A 12785-nucleotide genomic window follows, 5' to 3' on the forward strand; every position below is an offset into this window, starting at 1 on the left:
CAGGCTGACGGGAGATGAAGACTGCGATGTGCGAATGGGAGCGGCAAATGCTCTGGGAGCAGCATTCAGCCAGATACTTGATAAGAATTTGGCTTGGGAGGATCTACACAGGCTGACTCAGGATGAAACCATAGACGTGCGACGACGAGCTGCAAAAGCTATGGGAGGGGCTTTCAACCTGGTACCTGACAAAAATTTAGCCTGGCAAGATCTGCACAGGCTGACGGGAGATGAAGATAGCGGCTTGCGATCGGAATCTGCAGAAGCTATTGGAGCTGCATTCAACCAGGTACCTGACAAAAATTTGGCTTGGCAGGATCTACACAGGCTCACTCAGGATGAAAATAGATACGTGCGAATGGAAGCCTATCATTCTCTAGGGATGGCAACTATATTTAAGGCCACAGAAGCAGCTGATAAAGATGCAATGAAAAAGGAGCTAGAGGCTGCAATAGTGTTTTTCGAAAAATCGTCTCAGGAGTTTGAGTATGGCCCAGCCAAATTTTGCGGCCCTTTTTATCGCTCGAATTTTGCCATAACATTCCAGGAGGCTAAGGAGGACGAGGTCCAAAGATACCTTGCAGAGGCTAAAGATGCCGTTGGCGGCTCTGAGAGCAAGCATGAGCTTATCCAAGCGGTCGAGAACCTGGCCCAGGCCCTCCAGAGGTCTCAAAGGCTTAAGAGCAGATCTGTGGAAGAGATCAAAGATGAGATCATTGTCTATCACTGGTACTGTAACAAAGCAGCCAGTCACATGGCTACCGCAGAAAAGAGCGCTCCTGGTGCAGTCAAGCTGATGAGGAAATGCAGTCTAATCCTTGACGAAAAAACAAAGGCCTCAATCGCTGAGATCCAAAAGAAAGCCAGAGAAATCGGGGAGATCACTTGTGGTTCTGGGACTGTATATGAGGCCCCAGGTACTGAACTTCAAAAGGCAGCAAAGGCTCTTTCCGCAGATGACCTCTCCAGCATACAAGAAAATAGCAAAATAATTATTTGGCAACTAATGAAGTTCTGCAAGCTTCTGCCTCCAGAGGATAGAGAACAGGTCTGTGGAATTATTAAGAAGATTGAACATGAGCTTGTGTTTCCCGAGAAACTCAATAAAATTAAGGATGCATTGCTGTGTCTTAGCCCAGTTCTTTCAGATAAAGCTCCACCATCAGCAGATGTGGTCATCCTGACCATCCTGCCAGAGGAGTATCGCAGCATCCGGGATCGATTGTCCGAACTCGGCCCGCCCCAAAACATGGGCTCCTTACCAAATCTCTATGCCTGGAAGTTCGGGAAGGTCTCCTGCCAGGGTCTCAAGGCAGATTATAAAATAGCAGTGGGTATGATCGGCCGGGCCGGGACCACAGAAGGTGCTCTGGCGGCCAGAGAGGCAGTGCAGCTCTGGAGGCCGCGATATGTAATCTTTTGCGGGATTGCTGGAGGACTGCCCGATCCCAAGGAGAGGAATTCCCGTCCCAGACTGGGGGATGTTGTTGTTGCTGATATCATTTACGGCTATGAATATGGCAAGCTGGAAAGAGAGTTCAAGCCGCGGGCGAACTGGACTTACAGAGCTGACCAGGCGCTACTAACTGGTTCAATGGCCTATGCCCTCTCCGATGGCTGGCGGGAGCTCATCGGGGCAGAGCCTCCCAGGGAATGCACGCCCCAGGTCGTCAGGGGCGAGATTGCTTCAGGAGACCAGGTGGTGGACGATCCCAGCAACGACTTCTTCGCCCAGGTGCTCACAACATGGCCCAGGATAAATGCTGTGGAGATGGAAGGAGCTGGGGCGGCTGCAGCCATAGAGCAGGCCGGAAGCCAGGGAATTCCAACAAGATTCATGATGATCCGGGGGATCTCGGATCTGCCTCGCGCCAAAGGAAAGAATAAAGGCAGAAAAGAGCGAGATGCCTGGAAGGCTTACGCATCTGATGCGGCCGCGGCGTTTGTAATGGGATGGATTGGTGACGGGCTGCCCCTGCCGCCTTTCGCTAGAAGGGAGGATTTGTGAATATCTTCGCATTGGATCTGGAAGTTCGGTATTCTTCATTCAAATACTTCTTCTCTGGGCTGGCGGTAGAGAAGTTGGTGGCATTTCTGAGCAGCTATCAAGATCCACAGCTTGCTGCATTGTCTCTTAGATCTGCACCTTGGCGGTTCAAATCCCGAGGAGATGAACCGCTAGCTGGTGCAACTTCGCACCGAAAAGGAGCAATCATGGCGGAAGATAACACACCTAAAGCTCACCGAGGAGGGACCAGAACTGAAGCACGCAGGCACAGGCTAGGGCTAATAAGCTCCGGCCTGAATTAAAGCCGGCTGACAAGAATCTGGAGAGGCCTGAAAGGGAGGTTGGCCGCGGCCAGGGCTGAGGCAGATAAGCTCTGAAAGACTATGAATATAAAAGAGGATGAAACGGCTTTCCTTCTTCGCGACCATGTAGTGCAGCTCACTCAATCAAAGAGTCGATCCGCCAGCTATCCCTACAGCCAAGACAGGAAGAGACCAAGGCTAAGCACTGATTTCAGTTCTGGCAGTGAGTGTGATTATATAATGTATGAGAATATTTGATGCCATGCAGCAAGTTAATCCAAAGGAGATTCTGGACAAGATTGAAAAAGGAGACCTCGTAGAGTACAATCAGATCATTGTTAATGGATATTTGGATTTGAGTAATTTGAATCTTCAACAGAAGACGATTCCCATAACCAATGAAGATCAACGAACCTTAGGTATATCAGAAAATAAAAAAGTTATAAAATCAATAATTAAAATTACCAATTCAATAATCAAATCGATAAAATGTAATGATATTATTTTTATTAGTTCTATAGAACTTTCGGGAACCATATTTCAAGAGCCTGCTGACTTCAGTGGCACAGTTTTCTGCTGTCCAACATCATTTATGCAGTCGGTTTTCTTTCAAGCGTGCTTTCAAGGAGCGAAATTCTGCGAAGAAGCTATCTTTAAGTGCGTGGAGTTCAAAACACATGCAGATTTCCATAGAATTGTAGCCTGTAAAAATTTTGATTTTATCAATGCAAGGTTCGGAATCGAACCAAACCGATTTTCGCGTGGAGTAACATTTAATGGAGCAAAATTTTTTGGTGAGTCCAAATTTGATAATTCAATAATAAACGTATATGCGGACTTTGGAGAGGCAAGGTTTAAAAATGCAGTTCATTTTAATGGCACAATTTTTTTAAATGAAGCAAGCTTTGATAAGGCAAAATTCTATAAATACACGCCATTTTTAGGTGCAAAATTTTATAAGGCAGCCAATTTCGTTGGGTCTATCTTCGTTTATAACGTAACATTCATGGATGCGCTATTTGAAAGGAAAGTGGATTTTAGTAATGCAACATTTCAAGGCATCGTATCTTTTATGGATACTCGTTTTTTGGGAGAGTCTTTCAATTTTAGGGATTCTTCGTTCAAATTCCCCAAAGACGAAGAAGCAGCCTGCGCAAAAGCCAAAAAGATTTTTAATGATCAAGGGAAAAAAGAAGAAGCTGATTATCATTTTTTTCGAGAAATGGACGCAAGAAGAAGGCAGAAAGGTATCAGAGGTAATAGCGGACTCAGCTTATGGGATTGTTTAAAGACAGATGCTTGGTCTTTCTGGAAATTCTTCTTTTATGATGTACTTGAATTATGTTTTGTTCAGTATATTTTTGCTTATGGAGTAAATCCAAAAAGGCTCATGATCTCATGGGGGGTATTTGTTGTTTTATTCGGCCTTTTTTATTGGTATGAAAACGCGATAATTGGAGCTGCTTATTGGCCAGATTACATTAAAGTTAGTTTTGCCATTTCCATTGCCCCAGGATATATTGCTGCTATCATCAATCCAGCAAGTGATGGTTATAAGCTTATTCCCGCATTTCAAATTGCTGCAATGATACAAACTATAATCGGAACACTTTTGTGGGCAGGATTCATTGCTACGTTTGCCAGAAAATATATGAGATGATGATCAACGGCCATTCTGCCATACGGGGGTCGTATTGTCCTCTGGATCCTTGTGAACCATGGCGGCAAGACGGATAGGAGCAAGCTGAGACGATACGAGGACATGAGATCTGCAGCCTTGACCAACCATGGACAGCTTGTCAGGGAAGGCAAGATCATGGCAATAAATCGCGACAAGGCTGCAACCAAAGTTCCCCTAAAAAGGGACTTTAAATGCAAAGCCGGGGCATCCGGCAAGCTTATAGCCTCTGCTAGCTTAGCATTGTCCTGAGACATCGTAGTTCGCACCTACCGTCTCAAGCGAGAATGGGCTCAGGAGTGGGCATCAGAGGGTTTTCAAGCTTGCTCCCTTCCATTTTTGCGTTCGATTTTCGCACGACTCTAATCACGTCAAATTCAATATAATCACCTGGCTCAATCTCCATAATATCAATAATCTCCGGAGTGAGCGATATTTGGCCGCTTTTAGCGACTTTTCTTATGGCTCTCATATAACTCATTATACTTGCATCTAGTATATAAAGTTATATCCTATTTTGTTGTAATGTTTTTTAGTTGATTATACGAAGAAGTAGTTATTTATACTAGAAGGTAATAGATATTATTAGAAGTGTGATCTATGAGACGACCCAAGAAAATAAGCGAATCTGAAGCATGCGACCGAGCGATCGACCGCGTGCTAAAGGATGTGCCAGAGGCCGACAGGACGAAGCTCATCTTCGCAGTCGTCCGCAAGGCCGGAGGCGTGCAGATGACCCCCGAATTCAGGACCTGTCCCCACTGTGGCCGGAACCGGCTCCCCGCGCAGGCCCACAACGGCTCCAGAATCTGCCGGAACTGGAGGACCCGGTTTGCAGAACAGAAGGCGGTGGCCTGAGATGAAAGTCAAATCCCGCAGCCAGCTCCAACAGGCCGCAACCAACATTTTCCAGGACCTGGAGAAGAACTACCAACCCTGCGAAATCGTCTTCATAATATCAGAGCTGCTTTCGGTGAACCCTTTAATGAAGCTTCCACTGAAGCAGGAGGCCCTCATCCAGCCTCTGAACAGACTGGAGGCTGAGCCTGGGAAAGGAATTCCGAAATCCAGGGCCATCTACCAGGCTGGGTGCCCTCTCTCCCCCTATTATCAGCCCTCCTATGTAGATGTAAATCTCATCGACAAGACCATGCTCGATCAACGACCAGTTGAGTCGAGCGCCGCCTTCCACCATAAGGCGCCTTACCCCCCGGTTATGCAGCTCTTCCATGAGCCCTGGCAGGTCCACCATCTCGGTGCCGCATTTGATTATCTCACAGCCAGATCGAAGCCTATCCAGTCTCTCCTCAGGGGCAGAATAGGATACTGCGATCATGCACCCAGGCCCGAGGATCTTTGCATTGGCCGGAGTTCGAGCGTTGCTGTCCGTCACAATTCGGAAGGGCTCTTTCGACTGCCCCATAACCGTTCTCTTCTCCTGCAAGATCCTGGATTTGATCCTCAGCCCGGGATCGTCTGCCAGAACCGTCCCCACCCCCACCATGATGGCATCGCTTGCAGCCCGCAGCTCATCTACCCTCATTAGATCCTCTTTGCCCGAGATCCTTATCTGTCTGCGGTCTCTTGAGCTGATCTTGCCGTCCGCGCTCATGGCGCTGTTAATGAAAACAAATGGCCTGTTCAAATGATCTCCGCCGTCATATTCTCGCCGTATTCTTATTCTGATCCTTTTGTTCTACTATGAGAAGCTAAATACATTGCCTCGTCTTATAACCATAGCCATGTCAAATATCGCCAAGCCCAAAGTAGCTCCGCCTGGTGCAGCCAGGCTCAAACAGGATGAGCTCATTCTGCAGGGAACCATAATCTATGGCGATGATTTCCAGCCCATTGAGGGCTACATCAGCATCCGGGACGGAATCATAAAGGAAGCGGGCACCGGGCAGGTTGACGCCGATTTTGAGGGGATAGTCTGCCCGCGTTTCGTCAATTCTCACATTCATCTGGGCGACTCGGCATTCAAAGATCCTCCATTCCTCCCCCTCTCCGAGCTCGTCGGCCCAAAAGGCCTGAAAATAAGCCTGCTGAGTGAGACGCCGCGTGAACGTCTCATTGAGGGCATGAGAAGAAGCCTGGCCCAGATGGTGGACTCGGGCACCTATGCCTTTGCTGACTTTCGCGAGGGGGGCGAGGCAGGAGTCAGGATGCTGCAGGAGGCGGCGAAGGATATGCCCCTCCTCGTGCGCGTCTTTGGCCGGCCAGCACAGGGAAAGACGGAGACGCCGGAAGGCTGCTATGGCCTGGGAATAAGCAGCACCAGGGATTTCGATCCCAGCCTTATCCAGAGAATGGTCTTAGAGGCGCGCCGGGCGGGCAAGGCGGTGGCCATCCATGCGGGCGAGTCAGCCAGAGACGATATACCGGATGCCTTCTCACTTCTGCCCGATCATCTGGTGCATATGAGCCGAGCAGAGGAGTCTGACCTCAGATCTGTGGCCGGAATGGGCACTCCCCTGGTGATATGCCCTCGGTCGAATCTGATCACCGGCTCAGGCCTTCCAAATGTGAAGAGGATGATTGAACTGGGGATAACTGTTGGAGTGGGGACGGACAATGTGATGCTCAACTCCCCGAATATGTTCATGGAGATGCATCTGATCAGCAGGGCTTTGCTGCATGACGATAGACAGGTATTTAAGATGTGCACTCTAAATGGCGCTGAAATAATGGGGCTTGATCAGAAGCTCGGGTCCATAAGGGAAGGAAAAGAGGCAAAGGTGATGGTCATCAACGGAAGCTCAGACAACCTTTGGGGATCGACTCATCCTCTCCGCAGCATTGTGCGGAGGGCCGAGCCAACTGATATATTAGCGATCTTCTAGCTTTAATTATTGGGGTGGATCATGTTCGAGAAGATTCTAGCGGCAACCGATGGATCGGAGCACGGATTGAGAGCGGCAAAAGTAGCAGTGGAACTGGGAAAGATCTCAGGAGGAAAGGTCTTTGCCGTCTATGTGGCGGACACTCAAAGGACGGCTCATCTGCCTGATGATATGCTGCTGTTCAGCATCAAAGAGCTTCTGCTCAAAGAGGGAAAGGAAGCGATAAAACAGGTCCAGGAGCTGGCAGAGAAGAATGGCGTCGACTTCGATGGAGCAGTTGTGGAAGGCAATCCCAGCGATGAGATCATTAGCTATGCTAAGAAAAAGGGGGCAAATGTAATCATCGTCGGCGCTGTGGGACGCACTGGCCTTGACAAATTCCTCCTGGGAAGCGTGGCTGAGAAGGTGGTACGCAACTCCAGGATTCCCGTTTTGACTGTTCCGAGGGAAGAGTCTTGAAGATTCTTGTCAGAGATGTGATGGTTCGGGAGGTCGCCTATGCCGAGATCCCCGGAAACAGGGACGATGTCTTGAAGACCCTTCAAGACCGGAAGGTCTCCGGCCTGCCGGTGGTGAAGAAAGGAGAGGTGGTGGGGATCATAACCCGATCCGATCTGCTCCGCAATCGGGAGGAGGACCAGACTGCTCTGCTCATGACCCGCGATCCGGTTGTGATAAGCCCGGACAGGAGCATAGTTGAGGCTTCAAAGCTTCTTATCCAGCATAAGATAAGGCGCCTTCCTGTGGTTGAGGGCAAAGAGCTGGTGGGGCTGGTCACAGTGGCGGACATCGTCCGGGTGGCAGAGGGCATGAACATAGAGGAGAGCATAGAGCCGTACCTGGAGAAGGAAACGGTTGTACTCTGGAGCGAGATGCCCCTGCCGGTAGCAGGATCGATCATGGAGTTTGCGGCTGTCGAGGCCTGTCCGGTTATAGATACCGACCTGAAGCTGGTGGGCATGATCTCTGACAGGGATCTAATCAAGGCCAGCGTCATCGAGGATTCGGTGGAGAAGACGGACATGTCCGCAGACGGGGGAGAGGATGCCTGGATGTGGGACCGGGTGATGCGAACCATCAATAAGTATTACACCGTCTCCAGGATAAGGCTGCGCGATATACCCGTACGCGAGGCAATGGTCCCGCCAAAGACGGCATTCAAGACGGACAAGGTGAGCGACTGCGCTGCTGTAATGCGCAAGAACCGGATCGATCAGATGCCGGTGGTTAAAACGAGCCGCAAGCTGATGGGAATGCTCAAGGATACCGATATCCTGAGAGCTCTGGTGGACTATTGCGAAAGATCAAGCGCTTGAACTCAATCGGTCAAATGGCGAAGATTTAAAGATCAGGCCATCCCAACCACAAAGGACTATGTCTCTAATCAAGTTCTTCAGCACCAACGGCCACCTGGATAGGGTGGACTTTAAAGGGGCTCTCCTGGCTGGCCAGGCCCCGGATAAGGGGCTCTATATGCCCGAGATGTTCCCTTCTCTCTCCCCGGAAACCATCCGGAATTTTCCTCAGATGAGCTATCATCAGATCGCATACCAGGTCATCAAGCCATATCTCGGCGACCTGGTGGAAGAATCGGCTCTAGAGGATATGCTAAAAGACGCCTACAGCTATGAGGTTCCCCTGGAGCGGGTCTATGACGGCAAGTACCTGCTGCGGCTGGATCGGGGTCCTACCTGCTCATTCAAGGACTTTGCCGCCAGGCTGATGGGCAGGCTGATGCAGTACTTCCTCAAAGAGGAGGGAAGGAGCATGATTATTTTAACTGCCACTTCTGGGGACACCGGCTCTGCGGTAGCGCATGCATTTTATGGCCTGGAGAATATAAAGGTGATAGTGCTCTTTCCGGAGAGGGAGGTTACGGAAAGGCAGCGCCGGCAGATGACCACACTTGGCGAGAACATCTATCCTCTGGCCGTAACCGGCAAGTTCGATGACTGTCAGGCCCTGGTCAAGCAGGCATTTGTCGATCCGGAGCTCAAGGGACTCGAGCTCTCCTCAGCCAACTCCATAAATGTCGGCCGGCTGCTGCCCCAGGCGGTCTATTACTTCTATGCTCATTCTCGGGTTGCACCCGGAGGAGAGGAGGTGGTCTTCTCTGTTCCCAGCGGAAACTTCGGCGACCTGATGGGCGGTCTTATCGCTCTGAAGATGGGGCTTCCTGTGAAAAAGTTCGTGGCGGCCACCAATGAGAACGACGAGTTTCCTCGCTTCATGCAGACCGGCGTCTATGAGCCAATCCGGCCCAGCAGGAACTGCATCTCCAATGCCATGAACGTCGGCCATCCCAGTAACCTTGCCCGGCTCTTCTCCCTTTACGGCGGCCAAATGGATGAGACCGGACAGGTAGCCAGGCAGCCGGACCTCTCCGCCATGCGCGAGGAGATCTATGCCGTATCTATCAGCGATGAGGAGACCCGCCAGACCATCAGAGAGGCTTACTCTCAGTACAAAGTCCTCCTCGAGCCCCATGGGGCGGTGGGATGGGCGGGGCTGGTGAGGTATCTGAAAGAATTCGGAGACTGGAGCCCCGCAGTCTCCCTGGAGACGGCAGATCCGGCCAAGTTCCCGGATGAGATTGTGCGCCTTACAGGGGTGAATCCCTCTCTTCCTCCAGCCATGGCCAGTCTCGATGAGAAAGAGGAGAACTTCCTGAAGATGGATGGCAGCTACGCTTCACTGAAGGATTATCTGAAGGGCTTTTTCTGATCGATTACTGGAGGCAATAGGATGGAGCAGGAGAGAATATTCTTCGATGATATCGGCAGCTATCCCCTGCCCAGGGGAGTTAGGCTGGATGGCCTTTCCAGGGATCGGTATCTGCAACTCGTAGGCCAGGTTCTGGCCGAGAAGATCCGTGCCGGGGTGGAGATTCCTACCTATCCTCAGCTCCGGGATATGATTCGCATGTTCATGGACCCCATCAAGGATCCGGATATGACTGAAAGCCCCTTTCTGATCCGGAGAGAAAAGGCGGAGATACTGGAGCTACAGGCCGTCCCTCCCGGTCAGAAGGTGCGGGTCTGCGTCACGGGACCGGTTGAGTTATACATATCCGCTTTTGCGGCGACGCATTACACTGATATTCTTTATACCCTGGCAGAGAGCGTTTCCAGGTTCCTGCAATGGGCAAAGGATGAGGGAAAGATGGCCGTCGCCTCACTGGACGAGCCGAGCTTGGGCCTGAACTCCAATATCATCTTCTCTGAGGAGGAGATTCAGGAGGCTCTGGAGATCGCCAGCCGCCCCTGTCGGGGAATGCACTGCGAGGTGCACCTGCACTCACCTCTCTATGCCGAGCTGTGCGCGCACGTCTCGGGGATAGATATCTTAGGAGTCGAGTCAGCGGCTCATCCTGATTACCTGAAGCTGATCGAGAGGGAGGTCCTGGAGGATACTGGGACATATCTGAGGGCGGGAATCGCTCGCACCGATATCTTCTCTCTATCTGCCCAGCTTAATGATAGATATAAAGTAAATCTATGGGAAGATCTGCCCCGTCTGGAAAGGGAGATCACCAGCCTGGAATCGCCTCTTATCATGAAGAGCAGGTTGGATCAGGCCTATGCCCAGTTCGGCGATAGGCTAATTGCCACTGGCCCGGACTGCGGATTGGGGCCCTGGCCAAGCCAGGAGCTGGCTGGAAGCATTCTGGGCAACTGCGCTGCAGCTATTGCTTTTTTTCGCTCTGAGCATCCTTGATTGTGGTATTGGACCTTCAGTATTTGCCAGGCAATTGCTGTTGTGAAAATATAAATTGTTTCTTATCATAAAAACACATAGAACAATTTAACATTTATCTGAGCGCTTTTGCTCCGGAGCATAAATATTTTCCTAATTCAATTTCTGATCTCAGTATATCTAATTATGGATTACTATGATTACCATTATCTATAAATATTTTAAGAGCATTGGTATGTATCATGAAGCTGAGGGTAGTAAGTTCAAAAAAGGAGATCACAGATCTGAACAGGAATGAGCAGTTGGTTCATCTAGCTTTCAGGGCCTCTAACATGGATGTGATGAATCTGGTGCAGTCATGTCCCCGTCTGCGCGCCGTTCAGATACCACCATCTTACCATGAGACCATGTCCCGGGCCGCTCAGCAGTTCCTGGAGATTCAGGGAGTTCAGCTCCTGAAGGGAGATGTATGGGGCCACCGCAAGGACATCGACGAGTATTATGCCATTGGAGAGCAGATAGTGAACCGGATCTCCACCCTCATGTCCGAAGGAAACAGCATTGAAGAGACTGTGAGGAAGCTGCAGAGAGAGACCAAGCTCTCAGAGGATCTCATTCGCTATATCTTAAAAGAGCAGGTGATGGCCTAATCTCATCCAGGCTGACGGGATCCAAAAAACCGCAGCTCGGAGCATAACTCTTTTTCAAATAGTTCAGCCTGCCAGAAAAAGCAGAGGCTCCGAGGAAGAACAGGGATATGAGAGCACAAGCTTTCTCATGCAGAGCCTAAAGGATGATGCGTACGCATGTTTTCAGGCATATTCTCCATCGCAGTTCACAGATAAATTTTGCGTCCAGTCTCCATGGCAGGGATCGGACGAGCACGAGCGAAGTCGCAACGGCAAATATATGTCAGAAACAAGCAACAAAATTAATATAATGTATTAATCTTGGATGGCGGGGAATGGTCGGGATCATTGGTTACATCGGAGAGGAAGAGGCAAAGCCCATCTTGCTCCAAGGACTTAAGAACCTGGAATCAATGGATTATGATTCTCTGGGCTTAGCTACCTTATCTGACCGGCTGTTTATCGCAAAATCTGTAGGGAAGCTGGATGGAGCTATTGATGACCTTTTAAAGGAGTTTGAGGGAAACATCGGCATAGCCCATACCAGAAGAGCCACACATGGGCATATATGCGTGGCCAACGCTCACCCTCATACAGACTGCAAGAACAGGGTGGCCATTGTTCACAATGGCGTAATTGAGAACCATAAGGAGCTCAAAGAGGAGCTCCTCTCCCGGGGCCATATCTTCACCAGTAGCACTGATTCAGAGGTGATCGCCCATCTCATAGAAGAGGGCCTAAAGGCAGGTCGTAGCTTTATCGCTGCCTGTATGGATGCATTCAAAAGGCTGCAGGGCTGCTATGCATTGCTGGTGATCTCTCCGGACGCCCGCAGGCTGGTGGCTTTCAGAAAGGATCTGCCTCTCGTTGTCGGCGTGGCGGAAGGAGGAATCATATTCGCATCGGATGCATCAGTCCTCCTGCAATGGACTCCCAAGATGATCTATCTGCAGAACAACGATGTGGCCGTAGCCTGCAAAAAGGAGCTGGTGTTGCGCAATCTTATCGACGGCGAGGAGGAATAGGCTTGTTAAAAAATATTCTCTTTACAACCGCAATACTTTTTTATTATGGTGCCAGCCTTCTATAGAGGACAATGCCGATCTGATGATCAGAATTGGCGAATCACGGAGGACAAAATCATGAAGTTGTTAGGCATTTTGATGTGTATAATTATTTTTATCGGCATATGCGCAGCGGAGGAGACTGAATACTTCGACTGGAAGGGGTCACAGCTCTACGCAGCGAAAAATTATACTGATGCTCTCGCCTATTTCAATCAGGCAGTGGCTCAGGACCCAAACTACGTAAATGCCTGGGTCCATAAAGGGGATACGGAGAGGATTCTGAAAGACTACAATGTATCGATCCAGTCTTATTACAACGCTCTGCAGTTGGACGGCAGCAATGCAGCTGCCTGGTCGGGCATCGCGGAGTCATATATGGCAGTAAAGAGCTATTCCAATGCCACCATCGCTGCCTCAAAGGCTACAGAGCTGAATAACCAAAGCAAAAACTACTGGTATCGGGAGGGCCGTCTGCTTCAGCTGCAGGGGATGTATGAGGAATCAGTGGCAAAATTCGATGGTGCCATTGCTCTGGATCCGAATTACAAAGAGGCCCTCTACC

General features: G+C 50.0%; 13 protein-coding genes. 11 read left to right on the forward strand and 2 right to left on the reverse strand.

Annotated features, from left to right (window positions below; all coding sequences use genetic code 11):
* Both BP822_RS04425 and BP822_RS04430 read left to right on the forward strand, forming a co-directional pair.
* Nucleotides 1-2008 (forward strand): HEAT repeat domain-containing protein (locus tag BP822_RS04425; protein WP_286877807.1); only part of this gene is annotated, 2008 nt, incomplete at its 5' end.
* A gap of 546 nt (nucleotides 2009-2554) precedes the next feature.
* On the forward strand, nucleotides 2555-3970 hold the full coding sequence (locus BP822_RS04430) for a pentapeptide repeat-containing protein (RefSeq protein WP_286877808.1): 1416 nt from the start codon (nucleotides 2555-2557) through the stop codon (nucleotides 3968-3970).
* Between the two features lie 295 nt (nucleotides 3971-4265).
* On the opposite strand, the gene BP822_RS04435 is transcribed toward BP822_RS04430, so the two are convergent.
* Complete coding sequence (locus BP822_RS04435) at nucleotides 4266-4460, reverse strand: hypothetical protein (protein ID WP_286877809.1); 195 nt, start codon at nucleotides 4458-4460, stop codon at nucleotides 4266-4268.
* Nucleotides 4461-4588: 128 nt separating this feature from the next.
* Here BP822_RS04435 and BP822_RS04440 point away from each other — a divergent pair, with 128 nt between their 5' ends.
* Nucleotides 4589-4846 carry a hypothetical protein gene (locus tag BP822_RS04440; RefSeq protein ID WP_286877811.1) on the forward strand — a complete coding sequence of 86 codons (258 nt, stop codon included), beginning with the start codon at nucleotides 4589-4591 and terminating at the stop codon, nucleotides 4844-4846.
* A gap of 124 nt (nucleotides 4847-4970) precedes the next feature.
* Here the strand turns inward: BP822_RS04440 and BP822_RS04445 are convergent, their stop codons facing one another.
* Entirely contained in the window at nucleotides 4971-5633 is a 663-nt protein-coding gene (locus tag BP822_RS04445) for a 2,5-diamino-6-(ribosylamino)-4(3H)-pyrimidinone 5'-phosphate reductase (RefSeq protein WP_286877812.1), read from the reverse strand.
* A gap of 97 nt (nucleotides 5634-5730) precedes the next feature.
* On the opposite strand from BP822_RS04445, the gene BP822_RS04450 reads away from it, so the two are divergent.
* The 8 genes from BP822_RS04450 to BP822_RS04485 form a co-directional block, all read left to right on the forward strand.
* Nucleotides 5731-6831: an amidohydrolase family protein gene (locus BP822_RS04450; protein WP_286877813.1), complete on the forward strand. Its 1101-nt coding sequence runs from the start codon at nucleotides 5731-5733 to the stop codon at nucleotides 6829-6831.
* Between the two features lie 21 nt (nucleotides 6832-6852).
* Entirely contained in the window at nucleotides 6853-7290 is a 438-nt protein-coding gene (locus BP822_RS04455; RefSeq protein WP_273271677.1) for a universal stress protein, read from the forward strand.
* A complete protein-coding gene (locus tag BP822_RS04460) occupies nucleotides 7287-8147 on the forward strand; it encodes a CBS domain-containing protein (RefSeq protein WP_013718134.1) in 861 nt (286 codons plus the stop codon). The genes BP822_RS04455 and BP822_RS04460 overlap by 4 nt, the downstream gene beginning before the upstream one ends.
* A 58-nt stretch (nucleotides 8148-8205) precedes the next feature.
* Entirely contained in the window at nucleotides 8206-9555 is a 1350-nt protein-coding gene (thrC, locus tag BP822_RS04465; protein ID WP_286877814.1) for a threonine synthase, read from the forward strand.
* A gap of 21 nt (nucleotides 9556-9576) precedes the next feature.
* Nucleotides 9577-10548 carry a 5-methyltetrahydropteroyltriglutamate--homocysteine methyltransferase gene (locus BP822_RS04470; RefSeq protein ID WP_286877815.1) on the forward strand — a complete coding sequence of 324 codons (972 nt, stop codon included), beginning with the start codon at nucleotides 9577-9579 and terminating at the stop codon, nucleotides 10546-10548.
* A 221-nt stretch (nucleotides 10549-10769) separates the two neighbouring features.
* Entirely contained in the window at nucleotides 10770-11177 is a 408-nt protein-coding gene (locus BP822_RS04475) for a DUF1699 family protein (protein WP_013718131.1), read from the forward strand.
* A gap of 314 nt (nucleotides 11178-11491) precedes the next feature.
* Nucleotides 11492-12181, forward strand: a complete 690-nt coding sequence (locus tag BP822_RS04480) for a class II glutamine amidotransferase (protein ID WP_013718130.1) — start codon at nucleotides 11492-11494, stop codon at nucleotides 12179-12181.
* A gap of 117 nt (nucleotides 12182-12298) precedes the next feature.
* Nucleotides 12299-12785 (forward strand): tetratricopeptide repeat protein (locus BP822_RS04485; protein WP_286877816.1); only part of this gene is annotated, 487 nt, incomplete at its 3' end.

The organism is Methanosaeta sp. UBA458, from assembly GCF_002496085.1.
Classification (GTDB): Archaea; Halobacteriota; Methanosarcinia; order Methanotrichales; family Methanotrichaceae; genus Methanothrix; species Methanothrix soehngenii.

Coding starts and splice junctions, on each gene's coding strand:
- BP822_RS04430 (WP_286877808.1), top strand. CDS start 2,555: ATGAGAATATTTGATGCCATGCAGCAAGTTAATCCAAAGGAGATTCTG.
- BP822_RS04450 (WP_286877813.1), top strand. CDS start 5,731: ATGTCAAATATCGCCAAGCCCAAAGTAGCTCCGCCTGGTGCAGCCAGG.
- BP822_RS04435 (WP_286877809.1), bottom strand. CDS start 4,460: ATGAGAGCCATAAGAAAAGTCGCTAAAAGCGGCCAAATATCGCTCACT.
- BP822_RS04440 (WP_286877811.1), top strand. CDS start 4,589: ATGAGACGACCCAAGAAAATAAGCGAATCTGAAGCATGCGACCGAGCG.
- BP822_RS04470 (WP_286877815.1), top strand. CDS start 9,577: ATGGAGCAGGAGAGAATATTCTTCGATGATATCGGCAGCTATCCCCTG.
- BP822_RS04455 (WP_273271677.1), top strand. CDS start 6,853: ATGTTCGAGAAGATTCTAGCGGCAACCGATGGATCGGAGCACGGATTG.
- thrC (WP_286877814.1), top strand. CDS start 8,206: ATGTCTCTAATCAAGTTCTTCAGCACCAACGGCCACCTGGATAGGGTG.
- BP822_RS04475 (WP_013718131.1), top strand. CDS start 10,770: ATGAAGCTGAGGGTAGTAAGTTCAAAAAAGGAGATCACAGATCTGAAC.
- BP822_RS04480 (WP_013718130.1), top strand. CDS start 11,492: ATGGTCGGGATCATTGGTTACATCGGAGAGGAAGAGGCAAAGCCCATC.